Below are 25,380 nucleotides of genomic sequence, written 5' to 3' on the forward strand. Positions count from 1 at the left end.
GACGCCAGCGGCCTACGCCAAATTACTGGCGGAGAAATCAGGTAAATTAGCCTTGGACTCTAAAGCGTAATGCTACTGAGATTGGGGGGACGTCGAACCTCATCCAATCAGACCAGATCCTCGCCAGCCTCTGCTTCCAGGCGGCGGCGTTCAGCAATGAAAAAGCGCTGGATGCCCTCCACTGAAGGGCCCAGCGCCCCCAGCAGTTCCTGGCGGGGTACCGGTGGGGCCTCGGCGCCTTGCAGACCTTCTGTCACCGCTTCTTTCTCCAGGCCCAGCAGTAGGATCGGATACAGCAGTTCCTGCCCCGTCTCCGACTCGAACAGCAGTGCCCAGTCCTCGTTCAGCAGCGTCATGCCCTGCACGAACCCCTCCGCCCACGCAACACCACTCATCTCTCCACTTCCGTCAGAATCCAGCCAAGGTGCATAGCTCCCTTCGACGGTCAGTGCCTGGGCAATCTCCATCCAGTGTCGGGAGAGAAGATCCACAAATTGCTCCAGTGCCTTCATCGATGAAAAAGCTTTCTCATCGTCGAAAGCCTCTCCGAGAATGAACGACAGGCACTCCTGGGGTCTGAGGGGCTCGGGCCCCGCGACCAGTGCCGCGAAGAACCCGTCCAGGCGTTCCAGCGACATGGCACCTTGGGTTTCAAAGTGTTTCAGCTGCTGGCCCAGCCGGGTGTAATCCGCATCGCTGAGGGGACGGTATTTCATGAAGTGGCCCTTTCAGGTTGGCCGAAGCTTGGTCGGGCACCGTACGGCACCCGCCTGCTGGCTAGGAAATTCAAGCGTCTTCGACCTTGCTGTTCTCGGCGGCCTGGAGGGCCGCGCGCTTGTCGTAGTAGTCCTTGTTTGCCAAGTAATGCTGGTAACGGGCTTCCTTGCGTGCTTGGCGTTCTGCCTCGGCCGCCACCTTGGCGTGCGCTTCCGCTTCCTCGCGGGCTTTCTTGGCTGCCCGGGCTGCTTCCCGTTCCGCGGCCTCGGCCGCTTCGATCGCCTCGATCTCTGCGCGTGTCTTGCCCGGGCCGGTCTTCTCGAACCACGCCACGGACTCCACATGCGCGGTGTGCGGGAACATGTTGATGATGCCGGCCGCTTTCAAGGTGTAGCCCTTGGTGTGGACCAGGATGCCCGCATCACGTGCCAGCGTGGCCGGATTACAGGATACGTAGACGATACGCGGCGGCGCGTTGTCATCGTTGAGCGCCTTGACCAGCTCCACCGCGCCATCACGCGGCGGGTCGATCAGCATCTTGTCGAACCGGCCCAAGCTGGCAAAACTCTCCTCGGTCATGAGGAAAAGGTTGGCCTCGCGATATCGGACGCGCTCGGCCAAGCCGTTGTGGGTGGCATTCTCGATAGCCCTTTTCACCAGCGCTTGGCTGCCCTCCATGCCGAGCACGGTGGCGCCGCTGCGTGCAATGGGCAAGGTGAAGTTGCCGATACCGCAGAACATATCAGCAATGCGCTCACCCGGCTGGGGATCCAGAAGCCGCAGCGCGCGGCTGACCATGACGTTGTTGATGTCCGGGTTCACCTGGGTAAATTCGGTGGGGTAGTAGGGCATCTCTACGGCAAAATCGGCCAGACGGTAGGTTAGGCGGGGCGCGTCGAGCGGGTAAAGGGGATAGCAGCTATCAGGCCCCTTGGGCTGCAGCCAGATCTGCACCGGTCGCCCCGGCTGGCTGTGCGCGTCCGAGAAAGCCCGCAGCAGGACCTCGTCGCCGGGGGTGATCGCATCCATGTTGCGGAAGACGAGCACGTCCACCTCGGCCCCCACAGCCACCTCCACCTGCGGCATGCGGTCACGGATTGAGAGCTTCTCGATCAGGGAGCGCAGGGGCATGATCAGCTGGGAAATGTGGGCGGGCAGGATGTGGCATTCGCGCATCTCGGCAATATAGCTCGAACGGCGCTCGTGAAAGCCTACCAGCACGCCGCCCTTCTTGGGCACGTAGCGTGCAGAGAGGCGGGCGCGATGACGGTAGCCCCAGGGGGCACCGGCGATCGGCGTGAGAATGCGCTCGGCCTTGACCTTTCCGATGCGCTGCAGGTTGTCCTCCAGCACGCGCTGCTTGTTGGCCACCTGTGCGGTGAACTCGACATGCTGCATCGTACAGCCACCGCACACCCCAAAGTGCGGGCAGCGCGGCGTGGTGCGCATGAAGCTCTCGCGCAGGATGACGCTGGCGTCGGCGTTCTCGTAAGTGGGTTTTTTGCGGTAGGAACTGTATATTACCTTTTCATAAGGCAGGGCCCCGTCTATGAAGAGGGTCTTACCTTCCACGTGGGCAACCCCTCGCCCTTCGTGGTCTAGAGATTCGATTACGGCCTGGTTCTGAGCAGAGTGCATGGTGTGCCGGAGTGACTGAACGTAAAGCCCGGTATTTTCTCAAAAAGCGGCGGCAGGCGCATGGGTTTTGGCACGGCTTTTCTGCCGGCATCTGTTAGAATTTGCCCGGGTTTTTTAAATGGAACATGTTAGATGAGCGGCAGGATTAAATGGCGGGCGCTGGTGGCGCTGTGCGGGATTTCTTGGGCATCGCTGACGGCGGCAGGCACACCACAGCCTGACGTGCCCATCAGCCCGCAGGGCCTGCATGTGGTGGTGAACCTGCCGCAGACGCGGCTGTTCCTCTATCAGGATGGCACGCTGGTGAAAAGCTATCCGGTGGCCGTGGGCAAGATGCTGACCAAGACCCCGACCGGCGATTTTTCGATCACCGGCGTTTATCGGGCCCCTTCGTGGCATGTACCCAAGTCCATCCAGGAAGAGATGCGCCGTCAGGGCAAGCCTGTGCAGACCGTGGTGCCGCCCGGGCCGCAGAACCCGCTGGGGCCGGTATTCATCCGTTTTGGCGAGCCCCGGCTGGGGTTGGGCTTCCATGGAACCAATGCGCCCGGCAGTGTGCCCGGTTTCCGGAGCCACGGGTGCGTGCGCCTGAAAAACGAGGACGCCTTGGAACTGGCCGGGACGGTCTACAACGGTGCGGCGGTCACAGTGGCCTACCAGACGGTGCTGCTCAACGAGGACGATGCCGGCGAGCTGTGGCTGACTGCCCTGCGCAACCCTTACAAAGGAGAGGACCCTTCCTATCCGATGCTGGCCGACACCCTGCTCAACTGGCAGCGCGAGAAGGCGGTGGCTGTGCACGGCAAGCGGGTGGATCTGGCGCTGCGCGAGCGCAGCGGCAAGCCGGTATGCCTGACCTGCACCCGCTCGGACGGCGCACGCATCAACGGGCAGTTGACTGCATTGCGCTGGCTCAACCCGTCGGTGCCGGTTTCCCCGGGACTGCCCGACGTACCGATGGATATCTCGGCTCCGATCCAGCAGGGTACAGGCTCCATGGCGCCGGCCCGCAAGCCACGGCCGTCTGCAGCGGCCCCTGCCAGCCGTCCCATGGCTACGCGCGCCATCGGCGCCTGAGCCGTCTGTGCCGTACCCAAGGCCCGCCGTCAAGGCGGGCCTTGTCGTTCGGCCAACCTTTGACACGTGCAGGGTTTGCCGCGGTTTTTTCCGGCAGCGTACAATACCCGCTTTGACCCTTACCGAGCCGTTTCCGATGATCCGTACCCGCTTCGCTCCCAGCCCGACCGGTTTCCTGCATATCGGCGGGGTGCGCACTGCTCTCTTTTCCTGGGCCTACGCCCGCAAGCATGGCGGCACCTTCGTGCTGCGCGTCGAAGACACTGACCTTGAGCGCTCCACGCCGGAGTCGGTAAAGGCCATTCTGGATGGTATGCACTGGGTTGGACTGGATTATGACGAAGGCCCGTTTTACCAGACCCAGCGCTTCGATCGCTACAAGGCGGTCATCCAGCAGTTGCTGGATACCGGTCATGCCTATCATTGCTATATGAGCAAGGATGAGCTGGACGCGCTGCGCGCCGAACAGGAAGCGCGTGGCGAGAAGCCGCGTTACAACCGCCTGTGGCGCCCGGAGGCAGGCAAGACCCTGCCCCCGGTGCCTGAGGGTGTAGCACCGGTGGTGCGCTTTCGCAATCCGGTGGGTGGTTCGGTGGTGTGGGAAGATGCAGTCAAGGGTCGCATCGAGATCAGCAACGAGGAGCTGGACGACCTGATCATCGCCCGCCCCGACGGCAGCCCCACCTACAACTTCTGCGTGGTGGTGGACGACTGGGACATGCATATCACCCATGTCATCCGTGGGGACGACCACGTCAACAACACCCCACGCCAGATCAATATCCTGAAGGCACTGGGGGCGCCGCTGCCGGTATACGCACACCTGCCCATGATCCTCAACGAGAACGGCCAGAAGATGTCCAAGCGCCGGGATGCGGTGAGCGTGGTGGACTATGCCGGCCAGGGTATTCTGCCCGAGGCCCTGCTGAATTACCTCGCCCGCCTGGGCTGGGGGCACGGGGACGACGAGTTTTTCTCTATGCAGCAGTTCGTAGAGTGGTTCGATCTGGAAAACGTCAGCGCGTCGCCCAGCCGCTTCAATCACGAAAAGCTGCTGTGGCTGAACGGCCTGCACCTGAAGGCGGCAGACCTCGGCAGGTTGGCCGAACTGGTGCGCCCGCGTCTGGCAGAGTCTGGCATCGCCACCGACGGTGGGCCACGTTTGGAGGACGTGATCGCGCTGGTGCGCGAGCGGGTGCAGGATGTAAATGCGCTGGCGCGCGAGTGCGACTACTTCTACCGCAAGCGCACGGCGGATTCGGCCGATGTCGAGAAGCATCTTGCCGGTGACGCGCCGGCACGCATGGCCCGGTTTGCCGAGCGGCTGGCTGCTTTGCCACAGTGGGAGACGGAAGCCATTCACGGGCTGTTCAAGCCGTTCTGCGCAGAGGAAGGCATCAAGATGGGGCAGCTTGGCATGCCGCTTCGTGTGTTGGTGTGCGGCACCACGCAGACGCCGTCGGTGGATGCCGTGCTGGCCTTGATCGGCCGGGACGAGGTATTGCGCCGTCTGACGGCCTGAGTCTGCCCTGCAGCGTTCCCCAGACACCCCGCCGGTTTTCCGGCGGGGTGTCTGCTTTTCAACGGACGGGCCTGGAACGCTTCAGCCCGCCAGCTTGAGACCGATGATGCCGGCGGCGATGGCCACTAGGCTGCCCAGGCGCAGTGGTGTGACCGGCTCACCGAGCAGTACCATGCCGAGCAGAGCGGTACCGCAGGCGCCGATACCCACCCAGACGGCGTAGCCCGTCCCTACCGGCAGGGTGCGCAACGCATACGCCAACAGCAGGAAGCTGCCAGCCATCGTGATCAGCGTGAAGAGCGAGGGCCAGAGTCGGGTGAAGCCATCCGAGGCCTTGAGCCCCAGCGCCCAGGCCACTTCCAGCAGGCCGGCAATAAGAAGTGCAATCCAGGAAGCGTTCATGCAAGTCGGGCGGGGCCGTCCCCGGCGGGATACGCCGACCGGGTCGTCCCGGGCGGGGGTTCAAGATGGAAACAGTCTACGAGGCGGCCGGAAGGGGGGCAAGGCGTCGCTGCATCGCCTGCTGGCACGCCAGTGTACCCACACGGGCCAAGGCGCCGGTATAGCGCTCATCCATCGGATAGCAGCAGGACAGACGCAGGGCGTTGGGGTAGCGGCCGCCGGGTGAATAGAGCGGCCCGGGCATCACGCTGATGCCTTCGGCCAAGGCGGCATGAAAGAGCGCCACCGTGTCGAACCCCTCGGGCAGCTCTACCCAGATGAGGAAACCACCCGCTGGGTGGGTGGCATGGGTGCCTGGCGGGAAATGGCGGTCGATCAGCCCCAGCACCCGGTCAACGTGACTTGCATAGCGCCGCTTCAGTCCGCGCAGGTGGTGGTCATAACCCCCGGTTTCCAGAAACAGCCCCAGCGTTTCGGACAGTACCAAAGGCTCGGCCACCGACGAAGCGAACTTCAGCTTCCGCACCGCCTCCCGGAACCGTCCGGCCTCCATCCATCCCACGCGAAAGTCCGGTGCCAGGGTTTTGGTGTAGCTGGTACATACGATTACCCAGCCCTCGGTGTCGAAAGCCTTGACCGCTGGCGCCAGGGTTTCGCCGAACTGCAGTTCGGCGTACAGCGCGTCCTCGATCAGCGGTACCCGGTGGTGCGTAACCAGCCGTGCCAGCCGTTTCTTGTTTTCCAGCGGCATGATGCAGCCCAGCGGGTTGTGTACATTGGGCATCGCCACGACAGCATTGAGCCGGTTTTCGCTCAGCAGCAGTTCCAGCGCATCCAGCGACAGGCCGGTCAGTGGGTCGGTGGGGATTTCCACCGCTTTGAGGCCCAGACTGGACAAAAGCGGCAGCAGGTTGAAATAGGTGGGCGACTCCAGCCCAACCGTGTCCCCGGGCCGGGTGACCGCACGCAGGGCCAGCTGCAGCGCCTCCATGCAGCCATGCGTGATCAGAATATTGTCCGGCCGCAAAGCCATGCCCAGCTCCATGGCGCGCCGGGCGATCTGCGTGCGCAGGCGCTCCGAACCGGGGGGCAGGGCATAGGTACTCAGCATCTGCGGCTGACGGCGCAGCACCTGCCCCATCAGCCGGGCCAGCTTGGCACCCGGGTAGAAGTCGCCTCCTTTAGGACAGGCCAGCGCCAGATCGATGAAGCCTGCCTGCTGCTGGGCGGACAGGACAGTACCGATCAGATCCAGCACCGCGCCGTCGGCGGGGGCCGCCTGGGTACTGGTGATGGGCGCCGTGCGCGCCAGCACCGGCAAGCGGGCACGTACGTAGTAGCCGGACTGTGGCCGCGCCTCGATCAGGCCACGGTCTTCCAGCATGCGGTAGGCGGCCACTACGGTGTTCAGACTGAGGGCGCGGCTGTGCGCGGTGCGGCGCACCGACGGCAGGCGTGCGCCCGGCTGCAGCGTACCGCCGATGATGGCCTGGGCGAGGTCATCGGCAAGCTGGTGATAGAGCGGAGGGTTGGCCGAAGTCAGCATGCTGGGCTTTTGGGGACAGTGGCCGGGACAATTCCCGGGTACAGTCGGCATTTTCGCAAAACTGTAACCGGAACAATACAGCTTTCTTGCGTCTGTCACCACTGCGGGGGCTGCCCTAGCATGAAATCTCCCTTCAATTGGCAGGAGCCCCCCATGTTCGATGCTGCGCTGGTGTCCTATGTGGCCATCATGTCCATTACCCCCGGACCCAACAACCTGATGCTGGCCGCCTCGGGGGTCAATTTCGGTTTCCGGCGCAGCCTGCCGCATGTGATGGGCATCAGCGCAGGTCATGCGGTCCAGGTTGCCCTTACCGCCGCACTGCTGGCCTACGTGTTGGCCGGGCTGGGCCCGGTGCGCCTGTGGCTGGCGGTGGCGGGCTGCCTCTACCTACTATGGCTGTCGTGGCAGATCGCCCGGGCCGGGCAGCCGGCATCCGCAGGCAGAACGCATGGCCGTCCGATGGGGTTTCTGGCCGCGGCCCTGTTCCAGTGGCTCAATCCGAAGGCCTGGGTGATGGTAATCAACGTGGCGCTGCTGTTCATGCCCAAGGCTGGGGCGGGCCATCCGGGCCTTGCCGTGGTCCTGGGAATCAGCTGCGCACTCATCAACCTGCCGTGCATCGCCGTATGGGCGCTGGCGGGCGACCGCCTCCGACGGCGGCTGGCGACTCCACAGGCGCTCTGGGTGTTCAACGGACTGATGGGTGGGCTGATGGCGGCCACCGCACTGTGGCTGCTCTTTGAGGAGACCGGCCTCTGGCCACGCTGAAAAGGCCGATGTGCTAAAGTTGCAGCCAGTCCGGCCGATACTCTTGATGAGTCGGCTCGCCAACGCGGCCCATCGAACCCAGCGGAAACCTTCCATGAACCGAATTCGACTTCTTCGCCTCTTTGTCCCCGCCGCGCTGGTCAGCCTGGCGGCCTGCGCCGCGCCCGGCGCTGCCGCCCCGCATGGCGGCGAGCCTGCCTCCGAGGGGCATGCCCAGGTCGCCCCCGCCGACCCGGGCGCAATGACCGGCGTAGGCTATGCAGGCCCCGGCATCGAAACCCCTGTCCCCAAGGTGATCGTGAAGGAGGTCAACCCCTTCCAGCCCATCACCATCCGTGTCGTCGGCAACGGGGCGCCGCCGTACAGTAATGCCCTGACCCCCTCCCAGCGCAAGCTGCTGGCGATGCGGGCCGCTCGGCTGGATGCCTTCCGCGCGATCGCCGAACAGGTGCAGGGCATGAAGCTGATCGGTAGCAGCTCGGTAGCCAACATGATCGCCACCAGCGATGGCTTCCGCACCTATGTGGACGCCTACTTGCGCGGTGTGCGCATTGTCTCGACCACGTTGCTGCCGGACGGCACCAGCGAAGCCGTGGCGGAAATCGTGCTGGACCAAGCCTTCTACCAGCAGTTCCGCATGGCGCTGCAGCGCACCGGGAGCGTGATGCAGGCGGCACAGGAAAGCCCCGCCATCGGGCTGGAGTGCGGCGACGGCAACTGTGCCAACAGCCGCTACCAGAGCCACTACTACGTCGCGCAGTAAGCGGCGTCCGATGGTAGCTACGATGACCACGTCACGTCTTGTGCGACGCGCCGCCCTCGGGGCGGCGTTTGCTTTGCTGCTGGGGCCGGCAGGCGCGGCGCGCTACACCGTCACCGGCGCCGCGCCGGTGGACGCCGGCCCGGTGGCGGCACGCGAGATGGCGCTGCGCGATGCCGAGTATCAGGCAGCCGTGTTCAAGGGCGCGCACCTGCAGTCGTCCCAACGGCTGGACAATGCAGGTAGCAGCGAAAGCGGCCGCCTGCAGCCTGATGCGGGGCCGGCGCCCACCTATCGTGTGTTGCGCGAAGGCGTCCGCAATAGCCTCTACGAGGTGACGGTGGAGATGGACGACGCGCCCTTGTCCGCCACCGCTGCAAGCCGGGGCCGCACGCCCGCTCCCGGACCGGTGTGCAATGAAGCCAGTGCCCGCCCGCTCAAGCGGCGGGTGATCGCCACTTATTTTCATCTGCTGCGTTCGGCCCAAGCGCCAGACTTACCTGGGTTGGGGACGGGGGTGCCGGCCGAACTGGCCCGGCGGCTCTCGCTGCGTCCGGCTTTCAGCGGCCTGTCTGCTGCCACGCTGGCGCTGGTGGCCGATCCGCAGCAGGCCGAACCGCTGGAAGGCGCTGAAACCGTGCGTGAGATCGGGCGGCGCGAGGATGCGCAGTTCGTGGTTGCCGGCCGCGTGATCGATACCTCGGTGACCGGGCGCAGGATGCGTCCGGTATGGTTCGGGTCCCCGGCCAACGGTGTGGACCCCAGTGCCCGCTACGAGGGGCCGTTTGCGGGCCTGCTGGGAACGGGAGTGCAGAATCAGGCGTCCGAACGGCAGTTCGAGATCGAGCTGTGGATCTACGATGCCTTTACTGGGGCAGTACTGGCCAACGATCGGTTGGCCGAAACTGCCCGGGGCGAAGTGATGCCGGCCCGGCCGCTGGCCTTCGGCACCCAGGCCTTCTGGAACAGCGATTACGGGCGCGCAGTATCGACGGTCATGGACCGGGCGGTGACACGGTTGGCCGAAACCACTGGCTGCATCCCGTTTGCGGCCCGGGTGGCCCGTGTAGAGCAGCGCCGGGTGTACCTGAATGCCGGCGGGCTGGATGGTCTGGAGGTCGGCGACCGCCTGCTGGTGTACAAGCCGCGGCCGGCCACGATGATCCGCTCGGCGGGCAATACCCGCGAGCTGGGGGTGCCCGAGACCTTGGTGGGCGATGTGGAACTGGTGCAGGTCCAGCCCAAGCTGTCGATCGGTGTAGTCAACAATGCCCGCCTCGCGGTGGAGGCCGGCGACCACGTGCGCTTCGTGCCACGGCGCTAGCCGGGCACCCGATTTGCTTGAACAACAGCGAGGTGTGAATCTCCTTTGTTGTTCTCTCCTGTACTTCCCCGGCGGTTTTCCGCCGGGGTTTTTTCATGTCTTGTGCCGGCATCGTTCTTGCCGTACAGCGGGTAGAGCCGGGGCTGCCGCGCCCGGCACCAAGAGGAGGTGGACATGAGCAAGATCGAAGAACTGGTAGACCGCATCGCCCAACGGGAACAGGAAGTGGCCCAGGCCCAGGCCACTGCACGCGAGGCAGCCACGGCCTGGGCGCAGGACGTGCATGCGCTGTATGCCCGCATTGTCGAGTGGCTGGCGCCGCTGACACAGCCAGGCTATGTTCAGGTGGACATCCGACCCGAGGCGCGGGTGGAGAACGTGGTGGGTGTGGAAGGCAGCGTGCCGTACGAGGTAGAGGAGCTGCGGTTAACCGGCAAGATGAGCTTGGTACTGGAGCCGCCGCCGCTGGTGCCCGGCTCCGAGCGCTTCATCGAGGTATACCGCGATCGCAGCGACCTGCCGATCGCCCGGCTGGTGCGCAGGCAGGGCGGCTGGCTGGTGCAGCTACGGGAAATCGCTTCAACCCCGGCCCCGGGCATTGCGGATGAGCAGCCGCTGGACGCGGATGTGTTTGGCCTGCTTCTGGAGAGGGCGATGGAGCCGCCCGCCGAGCGCGTTCGGCCCGGCATGGACGACCACGCTCACTGAACCGGCAGCACCCGGGCTGGGGCAAGCCGGTGCCTAGGGGGCGCCGTAGCGGCGGGCAATGCTGGAGAAGTCCAGGGGCCCCTGACCATCATCCACATGTGCGCGGTAGAGTGCGGTGGCCTGCCGTCCCATCGGAATGTTGGCCTCGCACAGGTTGGCGGCTTCTTCGGCCAACCCCAGGTCCTTGAGCATCAGGGCGCTCATGAAGCCGCCCTGATAGCCCCGGCTGGCTGGTACGCCGGGCATCACAGCCGGCCAAGGATTGTAGAGCTCCAACGCCCAGTTGCGGCCTGAACTGCGTGCCATGATCTCGGAAAGCACCCCCGGGTCCAGCCCGTTCTTCACACCCAGTGCCAGCGCCTCGGCAGTACCGGCCATCAGGATGCCCAGCAGCATGTTATTGCAAATTTTCGCCATCTGACCCGCTCCATGCCCGCCGGCATGGAAGATGTTGCTGCCCATCGCCTCGAACAGCGGCCGGGCGCGCTCGAGCGCTTCACGCTCGCCACCGACGATGAAGGTCAGCGTGCCGGCCGTGGCGCCGCCCGTCCCGCCCGAAACCGGCGCATCCAGCATCGGCAGACCGAGGGCTGCGGCCTCACTGGCCACACGTCGGGCGGTGGCCGTGTCGATGGTGCTGCAGTCGATCACCAGCGTGCCCGCCGTCAGCGCCGTCAGCACGCCTTCACTGCCACAGTAGAGGGCGTCCACATGACGCCCCGTAGGCAGCATGCTGACGACAGCGTCACAGCCGGCCACGGCCTCGCGGGCACTGGCGGCAGGGTGTGCTCCGGTCTGGGCAAGGCGCTCCATGGCTTCGGAGCTGAGGTCGAAGACACAGAGCTCGAAGCCTTTTTTGATCAGGTTGGCGGCCATCGGTCCGCCCATGTTGCCCAGTCCGATGAAAGCGATCCGCTTCATGCTGCTTCTCCTTTGCCAAGTCCGCTCAAGGGATGCTCATCCTTACTCCAAGGGGAGGCGAAATGGCGCGCCACCCAGGCGTCGTCCACCTCAGACAGATGCGCCCGATGCCAGCGGGGTGTGCGGTCTTTGTCCACCAAGAGCGCACGCACCCCCTCCCGGAAGTCGGGCAGGGCACAAAAGTTGACCGACAACACCAGCTCCATCCGGAATACCTCCGCCAGCGACAGATGGCGCGCCTTGTGCGCGGCAGCCCAGGTGACGGCCACCGAGCTGGGTGAGCCGTGGACGAAGCTGCGCGCGGCGGCAGCCAGCCACGGGTCGTCGAATGTGCTGCCAGTCAGTGCTTCGGCTACGGCCATCAGGCTGCCCCGGTGCATGAGCCGATGGATCGTCTGAAGGTTGTTTGCCAGCGGCGAGGCGGGCCAAGCAATGTCCGGCAGCGCCAAAGTGTCCAGCAGCTGGCTCAGCCGCGCGCGGTTGGCCGAAGCGTCCGCCATCCAGCGGGATTGGGTCAGGACGGCGCAAAGCGTGGGCCAAGCATCGTCGGGCAACAGATGGTCGGCGAGGTTGGCCAGCATCGCGTCGTGAGCATTGAGTGGGGCCCCGGTCAGACCGAGGAACAGCCCGGACGCGGCCGGCATGCGCTGCAGGAACCAGCTTCCGCCTACGTCCGGGTAGAGGCCGATGGTGGTTTCCGGCATGGCAATGCGTGTGGTCGGGGTGACGATGCGGTGGCTTGCACCCGCCATCAGTCCCAGGCCGCCACCCATTACAATGCCCTGGCCCCATATCGCGAGCGGCTTGGGGTAGGTGTGGATCCGGTAGTCGAGTGTGTACTCCTCGGCAAAGAAGGCTACTGCCGAGGCGGCAGGATGGGTGTCTTCTTCCAGCAGGGCCTGACGGACCGCACGCACGTCACCGCCGGCACAGAAGGCCTTCTCGCCCGCACCACGCATGACTACCAGTGCGATGCCGTCGTCGCGCGCCCAGGCCACCAGTTGCGCATCCAGCCGGCGCACCATCGGCAGCGTCAGGGCATTGAGGGTTTTTTCACTGTTGAGCGTGGCCACACCAATGCGATGTCCGCTGGCGGTGGGCAGCTCATCGAATAGGACGGTGTCGTCGTTCATGCTGCAATCCTCGGCTAGGCGGGAGGCCCGGCGTCAGCGGTTTTTCCAGAGGGGAGGGCGTTTGGCGAGGAAGGCCTGCACGCCTTCCTGCTGGTCTTCCGTATCGAAGAGCTTGATGAACAGCTCGCGCTCGTGAATCAGGTTGTGCGCCGGCGGAGCCAAGCGCGCACGCTGTACCAGCGTCTTGCAGGCTTTCACCGACGAGGGTGACTGCCGGGCCACCTTGTCGGCCAGCGCCAGCGCTGCGTCACGCGCCCCCCCTTGGGACACCACTTCCTCCACCAGCCCGATGCGCAGCGCCGTGGCGGCATCCACCCGCTCGCCACACAGAATCATGCGCTTGGCCCAGCCTTCGCCGACCAGCCACGGCAGATGCTGTGTGCCGCCGGCGCAGGGCAGCAGCCCCACCGCCGCCTCGGGTAAGGCCATGATCGCCTGTGCCTCCGCGATACGCAGGTCGCAGGCGAGGGCGCACTCGAGTCCGCCCCCCATGGCATAGCCGTTGATGGCCGCGATGCTGACCCCGCGAAAAGCCGACAAGGCTTCGAACGCTTCCCCGAACAGCATCGTCATTTCGGTGGCAACCCGCTTGTCGCCATCGGCGAACAGCTTGAGATCGGCCCCGGCCGAGAAGAATTTGTCTCCCTGCCCGGTAAGGACGAGGGCGTAGAGTTCCGGGTCGGCTTCCAGCGCGGCCACCGTGTCTTTCAGGGCCGCCAGGCTGTCCCGGGTCCAGGTGTTGGCCGGCGGGTTGGCGATGGTGAGCAGGGCGGTATGGCCATGCTTTTCCACTACAAGCAGCGGGGAGGGGCTCATGGGCAGTCTCCGTCGGTAAAGGGGGTCAGCGTAACGCGTCCGCAGCGCCATCGGCCAGCAGCCGCCGGGCCACGATCATCCGCATCACTTCGTTGGTACCTTCCAGAATCTGGTGCACGCGTACGTCGCGCAGGTGGCGCTCCAGCGGAAAGTCTTTCAGGTAGCCATAGCCACCGAACAGTTGCAGGGCATTGTTGACCACGTTGAACGACAGATCGGTGGCAAAACGCTTGGCCATGGCACAGTAAGCCGTGGCATCGGCACTCGCTGCATCCAGCTTGAAGGCGGCCAGGCGCACCATCTGACGGGCGGCCACCAGCTCGGTGAGCATGTCGGCCAGGCGGAACTGCACCGTCTGGAAGTCCGACAGGGGTTGGCCGAACTGCTGGCGCTCCTGCACGTAGCGCATGGCCGCCTTGAGCGCGGCCTGTGCCGTGCCCACCGCGCAGGTGGCGATGTTGATGCGTCCGCCATCCAGACCCTTCATGGCGTAGGCGAACCCCATGCCCTCCTCACCGAGGAGGTGGCTGGCCGGCACGCGCACGTTGTCAAAGGTGATGCCCCGAGTGGGCTGGCTGTTCCAGCCCATCTTCTTCTCCTTCTTGCCGTAGTGGATGCCGGGGGCGTCGGCCGGCACCACGAAGGCGGAGATGCCCCGGGGGCCCTGCCCTCCGGTTCGGGCCATCACCACCAATACGTCGGTGCTGCCTGCGCCGGAAATGAACATCTTGCTGCCGTTGAGCCGATAGCCGTCTTCCTCGCGTTCGGCGCGGGTCTTGAGCGAGGCAGCGTCCGAGCCTGCGCCCGGCTCGGTCAGGCAGTAGCTGCCCAATACCGCACCGCTGACCATGCGGGGCACCCATGCTTCCGCCAGCGCAGGTTGGCCGAAGCTGGCGATCATCCAGGCGACCATGTTGTGGATGGTGAGGTAGGCCGCGGTGGAGGTACACCCGGCCGCCAGCTCTTCGAACACGATCGCCGCATCCTGACGGCTTAGCCCCAGCCCGCCATGCGCTTCCGGTGTGTACAGTCCGAGAAAGCCCATTTCGCCCGCGCGGCGGATCACGTCCACCGGAAAGATCTCTTCCGCATCCCAGACGGCCGCATGGGGTGCCAGCTCGCGTCGGGCGAATTCGCGGGCGCTGGCCTGAAAGGCCAGCTGATCTTCGGTCAGCTGAAAGTCCATGCCTGGTCTCCTCTTTATTTCAGGCTGATGGTGGTGTTGACACGGCCGCTGCCGGCGTCGTCGTCGAACCAGCGGCTGGTCACGGTCTTGGTCTGCGTGTAGAACAGCACCACCTGCTTGCCGTAGGGCCCCAGGTCGCCGAGCTTGGATGCACGCGATCCGGTGAAGCTAAATAGCGGCACCGGCACCGGGATGGGCACGTTGATGCCCACTTGGCCCACGTCGATCTCTTCCTGGAACTGCCGCGCCGCAGCCCCGCTCTGGGTGAAGAGGGCGGTTCCGTTGCCGTTGGGGTTGGCGTTGACGAGTGCGATGGCCTCTTCCAGTGTGTCGGCCTCCATCAGGCACAGCACAGGGCCGAAGATCTCCTGACGGTAGATCTCCATCTGCGGCCGTACCCCAGAAAAGATGGTGGGACCGACGAAGTTGCCCTGTTCATGGCCCGGCACCGAAACCGTACGCCCATCCAGCTCCAGGGTGGCGCCTTCGGCCACACCCTGTGCGATCAGCCCGGTCACCCGCTCGCGGGCAGCGCAGGAGATTAGCGGTCCCAGGTCGGGGTTGTCCCGGCCGGGGCCCACCTGCAGGGCTCGCGCCTTGTCCACCAGTTCCGGGATCCACGTACGGGCTTCGCCTACCAGAATCGCCACTGACAGCGCCATGCAGCGCTGGCCGGCAGCGCCGAAGGCGGCACCCGTCAACTGGCTGAGCGTCTGGGCCCGATTGGCGTCGGGCAGCACGATGGCGTGGTTCTTGGCGCCCATCATGCATTGCACGCGCTTGCCCGCGAGGCTGGCACGCTGGTAGACATGCGTGCCGACACGGGTGGAACCAACGAATGACAGCGCCTTGATATCCGGATGGTCGCACAGCGCGTCGACCACCTCCGCCGCACCGTGCACCACATTGAGCACGCCCGGCGGTATGCCGGCCTCCAGTGCCAGTTCCACCAGCCGCATGGTCACCATCGGATCCTGCTCCGAAGGCTTGAGGACAAAGGTGTTTCCGGTGGCGATCGCCATCGGGAACATCCATAGCGGAATCATCGCTGGAAAATTGAAGGGGGTGATTCCGGCGCATACGCCCAAGGGCTGCAGTACGGTATAGGTGTCCACGCTACCGGCCACGTTCTCTGCGTATTCGCCCAGCTGCAGGTGGCCGATGCCCGCGGCATGCTCCACTACCTCCAGCCCGCGGAAGATGTCCCCCTCTGCATCGGCCAGGGTCTTGCCCTGCTCTGCGGTGAGGAGGGCGGCCAGCGCCTGCATGTGTTCGCGGATCAGCTGCTGGTACTTGAGGAAGATGCGCGCGCGGGTGCCGATGGGCGTTTTCTTCCAGCTGAGGAAGGCGCGCTTGGCCGCAGCCACGGCCGCGTCGACCTCCTCCGGAGTGGCCAGCGGTACCCGCGCCAGCACTTCCTGCGTAGCCGGGTTGATGACGTCGCGCCAGGTTTCGCTGGCGGACTCGACGAATTCGCCGCCGATCAACAGCTTCACGGTGGGCACGTGCATGGTGTGTCTCCTTTGTGGAAGGCTGCGCCCGCAGGCGCTGTCCGGGCGGCTCTTTGCGGCCGCTTCGGCAATGGGCTTAGTAACGATAAAAGCCTTGGCCCGATTTGCGCCCCAGCCGGCCGGCCTGCACCATCTGTACCAAGAGCGGGCACGCGCGGTACTTGCTGTCGCGGAATTCGGTGTAAAGGATGTCCATGATCGAGAGGCAGGTATCCAGGCCGATCAGGTCGGCCAGCGCCAGGGGGCCGATGGGATGGTTCATGCCCAGCTTCATCACTGTGTCGATGTCCTCGGCGGTGGCCAGGTTCTCGTAGAGCACGAAGGCCGCTTCGTTGATCATCGGCATCAGCACCCGGTTGGAGACGAAGCCGGCACCGTCGCGCACCGTCACCGGCGTCTTGCCGAGGGCTTCGGCCAACCCTGTCACCGCCGCATGAGTGGCATCATCGGTCTGCAGCGCGCGGATCACCTCCACCAGCTGCATGACCGGCACGGGGTTCATGAAATGCATGCCGATTACCCGTTCCGGTCGACGGCTCCAAGCTGCGATACGGGTCAGCGAAATGGAGGACGTGTTGGTAGCCAGGATGGCTTCGGCCGGCAGTACATCGTCCAGAGCCTTGAAGATGCCCTGCTTGATGTCCGCGTTTTCAGTGGCAGCCTCCACCACCAGCTGGCAAGGGGCGAGCGCGGCCAGCACGGTGGTAGGGTGGATGCGTCCTAGGGTGGCATCCCGCGCATCCTCCGGCAGTGTCCCCTTGCGGATCAGCCGCTCCAGGCTGTTGCGGATCGCCTCCAGACCACGCGTGAGTACCGTCTCACTCACGTCGGCCAGCCATACCTCCAGGCCATGCGTGGCCAGCACCTGCGCGATGCCGTTGCCCATCGTACCGGCGCCAACCACGCCTACCGTGCGAATCTGCATTGTCTTCTCCCATAGGTTTTTAGCGCTAACATAGATAACGTTGACGTTAACGTCAACATTGGTAGACGCCGCCCCCTTGGTAAAAGGCACGCCGATCATGTGGCAAAAAGGTAAAATGGGCGAGCATCCATACAGGGGCCTTCAGGACATGAAGCCGGATCAGAAAACATTCACCATCACCGAGCTTGCACGCGAGTTCGACGTCACCACCCGCACCATCCGTTTCTACGAAGACCAGGGCCTGCTGGAGCCAGACCGGCTCGGCCAGCGCCGGGTCTACTCGCGGCGCGACCGCGTGCGCCTGATGCTGACGTTGCGAGGCAAGCGTATCGGCCTTTCCCTGCAGGAAATCCGTGAGCTGTTTGCCCTGTATGACGCGGCCAACGACGACGAGCCGCAATTGCTGGAATTCATTCGCCTTCTGTCTGAAAAGGAGGCCCAGCTGCAGCAGCAGATGGAGGACATCAAGGTCGTCCTGCGTGAGATTGGACAGTTGCGCACCCAGTGTGAGCAGTGGCTGGAGAAGCGTGCCGCCACGCTGCCGCAGTGATCGCTCCCAAACGCAGGACACAGACGAGTCCCTTTCTAGGGCTTACTCCTCTTGTCCTCACTTACCCTAAAATGACTGCTGTGGCCGCTTCTCATGGCATAGCCTTGCGGCCGAGCCGACTGACGTTGCCGGGCCAACAGGCCCCTTCCCATTTCTCCCTTTTCCCTTCCGGCAACGTGTCCAGGCTCAGCCATGCTCCAATAAACTTCATGCGAGAGGCCTGAGAGTCACGGTGTCCGCGGGGTCGGGAAAGGCTTACCGGTAGCGTAAGTCTGGCCCGAATCCTGTCTTTTACTGTCGCTTCTTCTGGTGGTACTCCCTGGAGGCCTGCAGCCTTATTGAGGCCGGAAGGTCATGGCGGAGGATTGGGCGGGTTGCTCATCCCCTGCACGTACAAGGACGCTTGTGCCGGCGGCTACGTTTACGTTAACGTAATACTTTTGAGCATTGGAGAATCGGGCATGCAACAGGACGCAATCGTGGTCGTGGGAATGGCTCGTACCCCCATGGGCGGGTTTCAGGGCGACTTTGCCTCGCTATCCGCCAGTGACCTGGGCGCGGTGGCGATCCGTGCTGCCGTCGAGCGTGCCGGGCTCGCGCTGGATAACGTCGAGGAAGTGCTGATGGGCTGCGTGTTGCCGGCGGGGCAGGGCCAAGCTCCGGCCCGTCAAGCAGCACTGAAGGCAGGCCTGCCACAGTCTGCCGGGGCCACTACCCTTAACAAGATGTGCGGCTCGGGCATGAAGGCAGTCATGCAGGCGCACGATGCTCTGTTGGCCGGGTCAGCCAGCGTGATGGTCGCCGGTGGCATGGAGAGCATGACCAATGCTCCATATCTGATCCAGAAAGCCCGGGGCGGGTTCCGGCTGGGGCACGGCGAGATCAAGGACCACATGTTCCTGGACGGGCTGGAGGATGCGTACGAGAAAGGCACGCTGATGGGGGTGTTCGCCGAACAGTGCGCCGACAAGTACGCTTTCGACCGCGCGGCCCAGGATGCCTATGCGATCCGCTCGCTGGAGCGGGCCCAGCAGGCGGTACGTGAAGGCTGGTTTGCCGAGGAGATCGAGCCAGTGACGGTCGCCGGACGCAAGGGCGACCGGATCGTGGAAACCGACGAGCAGCCGCTGAAGGCCGATGCAGCCAAGATCGCCACCCTGCGTCCGGCCTTTCGCAAGGATGGCACGGTCACCGCGGCCAACGCCAGCTCGATCTCGGACGGGGCGGCCGCGCTGGTGCTGATGCGCGCCAGCGAAGCCGAGAAGCGTGGCCTGACGCCGCTGGCACGGGTGGTGGGGCATGCCACCCACGCCCAGGCACCTGGCTGGTTCACCACGGCTCCGGTGGGCGCGATGCGCAAGCTGTTCGAGAAGACTGGCTGGTCTTCGGCCGAGGTGGATCTTTATGAGATTAACGAAGCCTTCGCAGTGGTGACGATGGCTGCGATGAAGGAACTGGACCTGCCGGCGGAGAAGGTCAACATCCACGGCGGCGCGTGCGCGCTGGGCCACCCGATCGGCGCTTCGGGTGCCCGTATCATCGTCACCCTGCTGGCGGCCCTACGGCGCACCGGCGGCCGCCGGGGTGTGGCCAGTCTGTGCATCGGGGGCGGCGAGGCGACGGCGATTGCGCTGGAGCTGCTGTAAGCCGGTGTCGTGCCAGCACATAAAAGCCCCGCTTCAGCGGGGCTTTTGCTTTTAGGCTTGGGCCGGCGGATCTTCGGAAGCCACGGCGCCTGCATCGGCAGGCAGGACGATCCGGCTTTCGATCGCCGGGTCCAGCCACAGACGGAACAGGGTGTAGCCAACAGCCAGCAGCGTCGGGCCGATGAAGAGGCCGATCATCCCCCACGCCAGCAGGCCGCCGATCACGCCCAGGAGAATCAGCCACATCGGTAGGTTGACGCCCTGGCTGATCAGGATGGGCTTGAGGATGTTGTCGATGGTGTTGACGAGCAGGAAGCCCCACAGCAAGAGGAAGATGCCCATGCCGGTGTGTCCGGTGTAGAGCACCCACAGGGCTGCTGGCAGCCACACCAGCAGCGTCGGCAGCTGGGCCACGGCCATCATGAAGCACAGAAAGCCCAGTACCAGCGAGCCAGGCACGCCCGCGATCAGCAGGCCAATGACGCACAGTACCGTTTGAGCGAGTGCCGTGCCAATCACCCCGGCTGTCACCCCCCGAATCATCTTGGTGATGACTTGTGGCAAGGTGCCCACGGAGGCACCGCCCAGCCGGTCGGCCACGCGGATGGCCAGGCGCTGGGCTTCCTCGCCGCGGGCCAGCATCAGTCCGGACACACAGATGGCCAGCACGATCTCCAGCAGGCTGATCGACAGGTCGGCGCCCTTGCCTAGGGCCCAGAGTGCCGTTTTGTTGATGGTGGGGCGGGCCTTCTCCAGCAGACCGGGCAGGTCCGCCCGGGCATTTTCCCAGGCACCGGCCGCCATGTTGCCCACCATGGGCAGGCTCCGCAGCCAGTCGGGGGCGGGCGGCAGGGGCATGCCGGACAGCAGGTGGACCTGATCGGCGATCATGGGCACGCTCTCGGCCAGCGTCAACAGCATGAGCGCGAGCGGCACCGCCATTGCGAGCATCATTGCCACCACCATCATCGATGCCGCCAGCACGGTGCGTCCCTGCAGCCGGGCGCGCAGCCACACGAAGGCCGGCCAGACCGACACTGCGATGATCACCCCCCATAACAGTGCACCGATGAAGGGCCGGATGATCTCGAGGCAGGCGAGTACCAGCAGGACGACGAGCGCGACGCGCAGGACGGTCATAACACTCAGGCCTTGCAGTGCCCGTTCGATCATGGTGCGTTCCGGAGAGTGAGGTGTTTGCATGGTAATGACTGCAGGGTTGGCCGAACAGCGCAGGCGGCGATCAGGCAGCCGCTGGGCGCAGCGCTTCGAGGAAAGCCGGGGCTTCGGTAAAGCCAATGATGCGTCCTGCTTCCTGGCCGCTGCGGTCGTACAACACGATGCCCGGCGGGCCGAAGAGGCCAAAGCGCCGCAGCAGGGCCTGGTGGGCGGCCGTGTTGGCGGTCACGTCGGCGCGCAGCAGGGTGAAGCCACGCATGGCCGCAGCGACCGCCGGGTCGGTAAAGGTATAGGCTTCCAATTCCTTGCAGGCCACGCACCAGTCGGCATAGAAATCCACCAGTACGGGCCGGCCGGAGGCGCGGGCGGTCACAAGGGCGGCATCCAGTTCGGCAACCGAACCGATGGCCTGGAAGGCTGGTGCCGCCGCCTCGGCGCGTACCTTTTCTCCCCCAAGCCAGCGCAGCGGATAGCGTGGGCTGGTCTCGCCAGCCAGTACGCCGGCAATCTGGGCTGCGCCTACCAGGAACAGCGCCAGTCCAAGAGCCTTGCCCAGCCGCTGGGCAGCGTGTGCATTGGTGGGCAGATGCTCGAAGGCCCGCAGGAAGACAGCGGTGCCCAGTGCCAGCGCAGCCCAGCCGAGCATAACCCATGGCGCCGGCAAAAAGGGCGAGGCCAGCCAGAGCGCCAGCGCCAGCATGATCACGCCGAAGGCCGCCTTCACCGCCTTCATCCAGGCCCCGGCACGTGGCAGGAAGTGGCCGCCGAAAGCACCGATCAGAAGCAGCGGCAAACCCAGGCCCCAGGCCATGGCATAGAGCGCCGCCCCCCCAAGCCAGGCATCGCCGGTGCTGCCGATGTAGCCCAGCGCCAGTGCCAGCGGTGGGGCGACACAGGGGCCGATGATCAGTGCCGAGAACATGCCCATGGCAAAAACGGTGACGAAGCGGCCGCCACTGAGACGGTTGGACGACGCGGCCAGGCGTGACTGCAACGCGGAAGGGAGCTGGATGGATACCAGATCGAACATTCCCAGAGCGAACACCACCATCAGTGCGCTGGCCGTCAGCACTACAGCCGGCTGCTGCAGCCAGACGGTGAGCAGCGAGCCTGTCAGTCCGGCGATCACGCCCACCACGGTGTAAGTGAGGGCCAGGCCCTGCACATAGGCAAAGGCCAACAGTAGCCCGCGGCGCCGGGTCAGCTGTCCGCCCTGTCCGGCGATCATGCTGGAGACGATGGGCAGCAAGGGATACATGCAGGCGGTGAAGGCCATGCCCAGCCCTGCGATGAAGAAGGTGGCGAGTGTGGAGAGCCAGCCCCGTGCGTTCAGGTCGCGCTCTGGCTGCGCGTCCCTAGCGGCCGGGGCCAGCCAGTCTTCGGCCAACCCTGCCGCCGCCGGCGTGCCCACCTTCAGGCGATAGGTATGGGGGGGGTAGCAGATGCCCGCTTCGGCGCAGCCCTGGAGCTCCACCAACAGCGTGAAACGCTCCGGAGCGCCCGGCTTGAGCGGAACGCTCAGACGGGTGCTGCCGGTGAAGATCGTCTGCTGGCCGAAGAAAGGGTCGTTCTTGACCTTGCCGGCGGGGAACACCGGCGCTTCGATCAGGCCCGCCGGTTCAGTGCGCAGATGGGTGCGGTCGCGGTAGAGGTAATAGCCGGCCGCGACGTCGAAGGTCAGCTGCAGCCGGTTGCCTTCGCGCTCCACACGCGCCGCAAAGGCTTTCTCCACAGGGAGAAGGTCGTCCTGGGTCAGCGCATGCGCAGCAGGCAGCACCAGACAGAACAGCGACAGGCAGAGCAGAAGGACAGCCCGCAGGCGGAGCAGGGAAAAGGTCGGGATCGAACGCATCATGGAACGGTATTGTGGGGCCTCGTGCGCAGCCGGGCAAGCGGTGCCGCGGCTGGGCGCTCCGCCCGGCTTTGGTTAAGATGGCTCGCACTACAAAGGGGCGAACACGACACGATGAAAGATATCATTCACTTTGCGCATGCCAACAGTTTTCCGGCCAGCGTTTACCGCCGGATGCTGGAAGGCCTGGCCACACGCTACCGCGTGGGCTATCTGGACACCATCGGTCACGATCCTGCCTATCCGGTCACCGACTGCTGGCCGCATCTGGTGGATGAGAGCATCCATTACATCGAGCGCCACTACGACCGGCCCGTGGTGGCAGTAGGACATTCGCTGGGGGGGTATCTGATGACCTACGCCGCCCTGCGCCGTCCGGAGCTGTTCCGTGCGCTGGTGGTGCTGGACTCGCCCCTGATGGGGCCGTTCCGCTCGCGGGCGATCTGGCTGGCCAAGCGCTTGGGCTTCATCGACCGCATCACGCCCGGTGGCAATACGCTCAAGCGACGGGATCGCTGGGCATCGGTGGAAATGGTTCGCGAATACTTTGCCCGCAAACCGATGTTCGCGCGTTTCCATCCGGACTGCCTTAGCGACTATGCGCTGCAGGGCACCGAGCCGCTGGCCGAAGGCGGACGGCGGCTGAAGTTTCGCCCCGAGGTGGAGTACGCCATCTATCGGGGTCTGCCGCATGACTTGCCACGCTACCGGGGCCAGCTGAAGGTGCCGGGGCTGTTCATCGCTGGTACCGCGACCGATGTGGTGCGGCCCGACGACCTGAACTTCATTGCCAAGCATTTCGGTCTGCGCATCCTGCATCAGCCGGGGACGCATCTTTTTCCGCTGGAGCAACCGGACGAAACCGCTCGCCGTATCCTCGAAGGCCTGGATACGCTGTTCGCCGGGCTCGCACCGGCGTGTGCTTCGGCCAACCCTGTCCGCTAGCGCGCACCCTCAGGTCGCCCCCTTCGGACACAGCAAAAAGGGCGGCAGAAGCCGCCCTGATCGAGATCCTGAAAACGGATCAGCCCGCCAGCTTATCGCGCTCGATGAGAGCGTAGGCCGAGTGGTTGTGGATGGATTCGAAGTTTTCCGACTCTACCACGTAGGCCTGCACGCGCCCGTCGGCGTCCAGCTCTGCCGCCACGTCGCGCACCAGATCTTCCACGAACTTGGGATTTTCGTAGGCCCGCTCGGTCACGTATTTCTCGTCCGGCCGCTTGAGCAGGCCGTAGAGCTCGCAGGAGGCTTGGCGTTCCGCGATGTCGATCAGCTCCTCGATCCACACATAGTCACGGGTTTTGGCGGTGATGGTGACGTGCGAGCGCTGGTTATGGGCACCGTACTGCGAGATCTTCTTCGAACACGGGCACAGGCTGGTGACCGGTACCACCACCTTCATCGTGAAGCGGTATTCGCCTTCCACCATTTCGCCGATGTAGGTGACTTCGTAATCCAGGAGGCTCTGCACCCCCGACACCGGCGCGGTCTTGTTGACGAAGTAGGGAAAGGACATCTCGACATAGCCCGAGCGCGCCTCGAGACGCTCCACCATCTGGCGGACCACCGACTCGAAATGTGCCACCGACATCTCCCGCTCTTGGGCGTTGAGGATCTCCACGAAGCGGGACATATGCGTGCCCTTGAATTCGGCCGGCAGATGGACGTACATGTTGAACAGGCCGATGGTGTGCTGCACGCCGCCGGCGCGTTCCGCCACCTTGACTGGATGGCGGATGGACTTGATGCCCACCTTGTTGATCGGCAGGTTGCGGGTGTCCTGAGTGCTCTGTACGTCGGGGATGGTGGTCTGGTTCATGCGATTCGCAATCAATTAACAGGAATAAGACCCCCAGTATACGCGTGCGTAATACCTGAGTAAAGTTGTCGGGAATGTCAGTTGCTCAGCAGCACCAATGCTGCAAACCCGCCCCACAATCCTGCCAGGGAGCCGAGCAGCGTGGGCAGGATGCGCCATGCCAGCTGGCGCCCGCCCAGGCTGGCAATCAGCGCGAACTTGAGCAGAGTGTTGGCGCTGACCGCCAAGGCCAGCGCCGCAGCCACCGTACCCAGCGTGACCGAGTGCTGCCCGTAGAGACGCAAGGTGGCCAAGGTGATCGCGTCCACATCATTCAGTCCGGAAATCAGCGCCACCACATACAGCCCGCCGCGGCCGAAGTGGGCGTTGAGCCAGGCGGCCGAGACCGTAACCACCGCGAACAGAATACCGAAGCCGAGCGCAAGCTTGAGTTCCGAAGGGTTGCTCAAGGTGAGGGCCGGCCCGCTGCCGGCCGTCTCGGCCTGACGCAGCCGCCAGCCGCTGCAGATCAGCCCCAGGAGCAGGGCAGGCAGCATCAGCACGGCCACCGGGCCCAGGGCCCCCGGCTGCAGCGCCCCCGTCAGCACCATCAATCGCAGAAAGAGCACCAGGTTGGCCAGCATGATCACCGAGCCTGCCAGGCCCAGCGCTTCGGGATGGGCCCGTGCCTCACGCGCATACACCATACTGGTGGCAGTGGACGAGACCAGCCCGCCCAGAAAGCCGAGCAGCGGCCCGCCCACGCGCTCGCCTAAGAACTTCACGGCCAGGTAACCCGACAGGCCCACCCCTACGATCAGCACGACCATCAGCCACATTTCGTAAGGGTTCAGCGCACCATAGGGACCGAAGGTCCGGTCGGGCAGCACCGGCAGCACGATGAAGGACAGGGCTGCAAACTGCAGAATGGATAGCCAGTCTCGCCGGTCCAGCCGGTTGAAGAGCCCGGAGAGTTCCGGTTTCAGGTAGAGGAGGGCGGTGGCGATAATGCCCACCGCCACTGCCAGGGCCCCCTGGCCCTGCCCGACGAGCACGCCGAGCGTAAAGGCGATGACGAGGGCGATGACGGTGGTGGTGCGTGGCTCGGCCACATCACTGCCCGCGCTGCCTTGCGGCAGGAAGCCTAGCAGGCCGGTGAGCAGCAGCCCGGTGGCCACCGGCCAGGAGGACTGCATGCCTTGTCCGACCAGGGCGACCAGCGTGCCGAACATGGCCGTGAGAGGGAAGGTGCGGATGCCGGCGAGGGGATGCGTCTTGCGCTCCCGCTCCACACCCATCAGCAGCCCTATGGCCAGGCTGGTGATGAAATGGGGCAGGGCGGCAAAAGGTGTACCTTCGAGTCGAAACCACTGGCTCCAGTCGAAGGTTCCCATGTGT

23 protein-coding genes are annotated in these 25,380 nt (G+C 64.8%); 9 read left to right on the top strand and 14 right to left on the bottom strand.

Translation table 11 applies throughout. The features are described from left to right. Positions 1-107: 107 nt before the first annotated feature. Both EV669_RS11405 and rlmD read right to left on the bottom strand, forming a co-directional pair. Complete coding sequence (locus EV669_RS11405) at positions 108-716, bottom strand: UPF0149 family protein (RefSeq protein WP_132098742.1); 609 nt, start codon at positions 714-716, stop codon at positions 108-110. 70 nt (positions 717-786) lie between these two features. Next, positions 787-2,355 carry a 23S rRNA (uracil(1939)-C(5))-methyltransferase RlmD gene (gene rlmD / locus EV669_RS11410; protein WP_132098743.1) on the bottom strand — a complete coding sequence of 523 codons (1,569 nt, stop codon included), beginning with the start codon at positions 2,353-2,355 and terminating at the stop codon, positions 787-789. A 132-nt stretch (positions 2,356-2,487) separates the two neighbouring features. Here rlmD and EV669_RS11415 point away from each other — a divergent pair, with 132 nt between their 5' ends. Further along, positions 2,488-3,432 (top strand): L,D-transpeptidase, encoded by a 945-nt coding sequence (locus EV669_RS11415; RefSeq protein WP_132098744.1) that lies wholly within the window; start codon positions 2,488-2,490, stop codon positions 3,430-3,432. A 136-nt stretch (positions 3,433-3,568) separates the two neighbouring features. After that, positions 3,569-4,954, top strand: a complete 1,386-nt coding sequence (gene gltX / locus EV669_RS11420) for a glutamate--tRNA ligase (RefSeq protein WP_132098745.1) — start codon at positions 3,569-3,571, stop codon at positions 4,952-4,954. An 81-nt stretch (positions 4,955-5,035) separates the two neighbouring features. Here the strand turns inward: gltX and sugE are convergent, their stop codons facing one another. Further along, complete coding sequence (gene sugE, locus EV669_RS11425; protein ID WP_132098746.1) at positions 5,036-5,356, bottom strand: quaternary ammonium compound efflux SMR transporter SugE; 321 nt, start codon at positions 5,354-5,356, stop codon at positions 5,036-5,038. A gap of 76 nt (positions 5,357-5,432) precedes the next feature. Continuing rightward, complete coding sequence (locus EV669_RS11430; protein WP_054285388.1) at positions 5,433-6,902, bottom strand: aminotransferase-like domain-containing protein; 1,470 nt, start codon at positions 6,900-6,902, stop codon at positions 5,433-5,435. A gap of 153 nt (positions 6,903-7,055) precedes the next feature. On the opposite strand from EV669_RS11430, the gene EV669_RS11435 reads away from it, so the two are divergent. From EV669_RS11435 to EV669_RS11450, 4 genes are all read left to right on the top strand, one after another. Then, a complete protein-coding gene (locus EV669_RS11435; RefSeq protein ID WP_054285387.1) occupies positions 7,056-7,673 on the top strand; it encodes a LysE family translocator in 618 nt (205 codons plus the stop codon). Positions 7,674-7,767: 94 nt separating this feature from the next. Then, positions 7,768-8,436 (top strand): LPP20 family lipoprotein, encoded by a 669-nt coding sequence (locus EV669_RS11440; protein WP_132098747.1) that lies wholly within the window; start codon positions 7,768-7,770, stop codon positions 8,434-8,436. 22 nt (positions 8,437-8,458) lie between these two features. Further along, entirely contained in the window at positions 8,459-9,757 is a 1,299-nt protein-coding gene (locus EV669_RS11445) for a flagellar assembly protein T N-terminal domain-containing protein (RefSeq protein WP_132098748.1), read from the top strand. Between the two features lie 174 nt (positions 9,758-9,931). Next, positions 9,932-10,465: a hypothetical protein gene (locus EV669_RS11450; RefSeq protein WP_132098749.1), complete on the top strand. Its 534-nt coding sequence runs from the start codon at positions 9,932-9,934 to the stop codon at positions 10,463-10,465. Positions 10,466-10,498: 33 nt separating this feature from the next. Here the strand turns inward: EV669_RS11450 and mmsB are convergent, their stop codons facing one another. From mmsB to EV669_RS11480, 6 genes are all read right to left on the bottom strand, one after another. Further along, positions 10,499-11,386, bottom strand: coding sequence for a 3-hydroxyisobutyrate dehydrogenase (gene mmsB, locus EV669_RS11455; RefSeq protein ID WP_132098750.1), 888 nt, complete (start codon positions 11,384-11,386; stop codon positions 10,499-10,501). Further along, the gene (locus EV669_RS11460; RefSeq protein WP_132098751.1) at positions 11,383-12,519 is read right to left on the bottom strand and encodes an enoyl-CoA hydratase/isomerase family protein; all 1,137 of its coding nucleotides are present in this window, start codon (positions 12,517-12,519) and stop codon (positions 11,383-11,385) included. Before EV669_RS11460 ends, mmsB begins: the two co-directional genes overlap by 4 nt. 33 nt (positions 12,520-12,552) lie before the next feature. Beyond that, positions 12,553-13,335 (bottom strand): enoyl-CoA hydratase, encoded by a 783-nt coding sequence (locus tag EV669_RS11465; RefSeq protein WP_132098752.1) that lies wholly within the window; start codon positions 13,333-13,335, stop codon positions 12,553-12,555. Between the two features lie 25 nt (positions 13,336-13,360). Beyond that, positions 13,361-14,521, bottom strand: a complete 1,161-nt coding sequence (locus tag EV669_RS11470; RefSeq protein WP_132098753.1) for an acyl-CoA dehydrogenase family protein — start codon at positions 14,519-14,521, stop codon at positions 13,361-13,363. Between the two features lie 14 nt (positions 14,522-14,535). Beyond that, positions 14,536-16,032, bottom strand: coding sequence for a CoA-acylating methylmalonate-semialdehyde dehydrogenase (locus EV669_RS11475; protein WP_132098754.1), 1,497 nt, complete (start codon positions 16,030-16,032; stop codon positions 14,536-14,538). A gap of 76 nt (positions 16,033-16,108) precedes the next feature. After that, positions 16,109-16,957 carry a 3-hydroxybutyryl-CoA dehydrogenase gene (locus EV669_RS11480; RefSeq protein ID WP_132098755.1) on the bottom strand — a complete coding sequence of 283 codons (849 nt, stop codon included), beginning with the start codon at positions 16,955-16,957 and terminating at the stop codon, positions 16,109-16,111. A gap of 148 nt (positions 16,958-17,105) precedes the next feature. Between EV669_RS11480 and EV669_RS11485 the strand changes: the two genes are divergently transcribed. Beyond that, a complete protein-coding gene (locus EV669_RS11485; protein ID WP_132098756.1) occupies positions 17,106-17,507 on the top strand; it encodes a MerR family transcriptional regulator in 402 nt (133 codons plus the stop codon). 461 nt (positions 17,508-17,968) lie between these two features. Then, on the top strand, positions 17,969-19,153 hold the full coding sequence (locus tag EV669_RS11490) for an acetyl-CoA C-acetyltransferase (protein ID WP_132098757.1): 1,185 nt from the start codon (positions 17,969-17,971) through the stop codon (positions 19,151-19,153). A gap of 51 nt (positions 19,154-19,204) precedes the next feature. On the opposite strand, the gene EV669_RS11495 is transcribed toward EV669_RS11490, so the two are convergent. Further along, positions 19,205-20,356 carry an AI-2E family transporter gene (locus tag EV669_RS11495; protein WP_318271443.1) on the bottom strand — a complete coding sequence of 384 codons (1,152 nt, stop codon included), beginning with the start codon at positions 20,354-20,356 and terminating at the stop codon, positions 19,205-19,207. A gap of 40 nt (positions 20,357-20,396) precedes the next feature. Beyond that, positions 20,397-22,187 (bottom strand): protein-disulfide reductase DsbD, encoded by a 1,791-nt coding sequence (gene dsbD / locus EV669_RS11500; RefSeq protein ID WP_318271444.1) that lies wholly within the window; start codon positions 22,185-22,187, stop codon positions 20,397-20,399. A 111-nt stretch (positions 22,188-22,298) separates the two neighbouring features. Between dsbD and EV669_RS11505 the strand changes: the two genes are divergently transcribed. Then, positions 22,299-23,129, top strand: coding sequence for an alpha/beta fold hydrolase (locus tag EV669_RS11505; protein WP_132098758.1), 831 nt, complete (start codon positions 22,299-22,301; stop codon positions 23,127-23,129). A gap of 79 nt (positions 23,130-23,208) precedes the next feature. Here EV669_RS11505 and folE2 read toward each other — a convergent pair whose 3' ends face one another. Together folE2 and EV669_RS11515 are read right to left on the bottom strand one after the other, a co-directional pair. Continuing rightward, positions 23,209-24,003: a GTP cyclohydrolase FolE2 gene (gene folE2, locus EV669_RS11510; RefSeq protein ID WP_054285373.1), complete on the bottom strand. Its 795-nt coding sequence runs from the start codon at positions 24,001-24,003 to the stop codon at positions 23,209-23,211. Between the two features lie 77 nt (positions 24,004-24,080). Next, positions 24,081-25,376, bottom strand: coding sequence for an MgtC/SapB family protein (locus tag EV669_RS11515; RefSeq protein ID WP_132098759.1), 1,296 nt, complete (start codon positions 25,374-25,376; stop codon positions 24,081-24,083). Positions 25,377-25,380 lie beyond the last annotated feature (4 nt).

The sequence above is a fragment of the Gulbenkiania mobilis genome (assembly GCA_004346645.1).
GTDB lineage: Bacteria > Pseudomonadota > Gammaproteobacteria > Burkholderiales > Chromobacteriaceae > Gulbenkiania > Gulbenkiania mobilis.

Excerpts from the sequence above, each read along its gene's own strand:
- EV669_RS11450 (WP_132098749.1), top strand. The coding sequence starts at position 9,932 with ATGAGCAAGATCGAAGAACTGGTAGACCGCATCGCCCAACGGGAACAG.
- folE2 (WP_054285373.1), bottom strand. The coding sequence starts at position 24,003 with ATGAACCAGACCACCATCCCCGACGTACAGAGCACTCAGGACACCCGC.
- EV669_RS11415 (WP_132098744.1), top strand. The coding sequence starts at position 2,488 with ATGAGCGGCAGGATTAAATGGCGGGCGCTGGTGGCGCTGTGCGGGATT.
- EV669_RS11470 (WP_132098753.1), bottom strand. The coding sequence starts at position 14,521 with ATGGACTTTCAGCTGACCGAAGATCAGCTGGCCTTTCAGGCCAGCGCC.
- EV669_RS11505 (WP_132098758.1), top strand. The coding sequence starts at position 22,299 with ATGAAAGATATCATTCACTTTGCGCATGCCAACAGTTTTCCGGCCAGC.
- EV669_RS11495 (WP_318271443.1), bottom strand. The coding sequence starts at position 20,356 with ATGCAAACACCTCACTCTCCGGAACGCACCATGATCGAACGGGCACTG.
- EV669_RS11515 (WP_132098759.1), bottom strand. The coding sequence starts at position 25,376 with ATGGGAACCTTCGACTGGAGCCAGTGGTTTCGACTCGAAGGTACACCT.
- EV669_RS11445 (WP_132098748.1), top strand. The coding sequence starts at position 8,459 with ATGACCACGTCACGTCTTGTGCGACGCGCCGCCCTCGGGGCGGCGTTT.
- gltX (WP_132098745.1), top strand. The coding sequence starts at position 3,569 with ATGATCCGTACCCGCTTCGCTCCCAGCCCGACCGGTTTCCTGCATATC.
- EV669_RS11490 (WP_132098757.1), top strand. The coding sequence starts at position 17,969 with ATGCAACAGGACGCAATCGTGGTCGTGGGAATGGCTCGTACCCCCATG.
- EV669_RS11485 (WP_132098756.1), top strand. The coding sequence starts at position 17,106 with ATGAAGCCGGATCAGAAAACATTCACCATCACCGAGCTTGCACGCGAG.
- EV669_RS11430 (WP_054285388.1), bottom strand. The coding sequence starts at position 6,902 with ATGCTGACTTCGGCCAACCCTCCGCTCTATCACCAGCTTGCCGATGAC.
- EV669_RS11460 (WP_132098751.1), bottom strand. The coding sequence starts at position 12,519 with ATGAACGACGACACCGTCCTATTCGATGAGCTGCCCACCGCCAGCGGA.
- EV669_RS11465 (WP_132098752.1), bottom strand. The coding sequence starts at position 13,335 with ATGAGCCCCTCCCCGCTGCTTGTAGTGGAAAAGCATGGCCATACCGCC.
- EV669_RS11435 (WP_054285387.1), top strand. The coding sequence starts at position 7,056 with ATGTTCGATGCTGCGCTGGTGTCCTATGTGGCCATCATGTCCATTACC.
- EV669_RS11440 (WP_132098747.1), top strand. The coding sequence starts at position 7,768 with ATGAACCGAATTCGACTTCTTCGCCTCTTTGTCCCCGCCGCGCTGGTC.
- EV669_RS11475 (WP_132098754.1), bottom strand. The coding sequence starts at position 16,032 with ATGCACGTGCCCACCGTGAAGCTGTTGATCGGCGGCGAATTCGTCGAG.
- sugE (WP_132098746.1), bottom strand. The coding sequence starts at position 5,356 with ATGAACGCTTCCTGGATTGCACTTCTTATTGCCGGCCTGCTGGAAGTG.
- rlmD (WP_132098743.1), bottom strand. The coding sequence starts at position 2,355 with ATGCACTCTGCTCAGAACCAGGCCGTAATCGAATCTCTAGACCACGAA.
- mmsB (WP_132098750.1), bottom strand. The coding sequence starts at position 11,386 with ATGAAGCGGATCGCTTTCATCGGACTGGGCAACATGGGCGGACCGATG.
- EV669_RS11405 (WP_132098742.1), bottom strand. The coding sequence starts at position 716 with ATGAAATACCGTCCCCTCAGCGATGCGGATTACACCCGGCTGGGCCAG.
- dsbD (WP_318271444.1), bottom strand. The coding sequence starts at position 22,187 with ATGATGCGTTCGATCCCGACCTTTTCCCTGCTCCGCCTGCGGGCTGTC.
- EV669_RS11480 (WP_132098755.1), bottom strand. The coding sequence starts at position 16,957 with ATGCAGATTCGCACGGTAGGCGTGGTTGGCGCCGGTACGATGGGCAAC.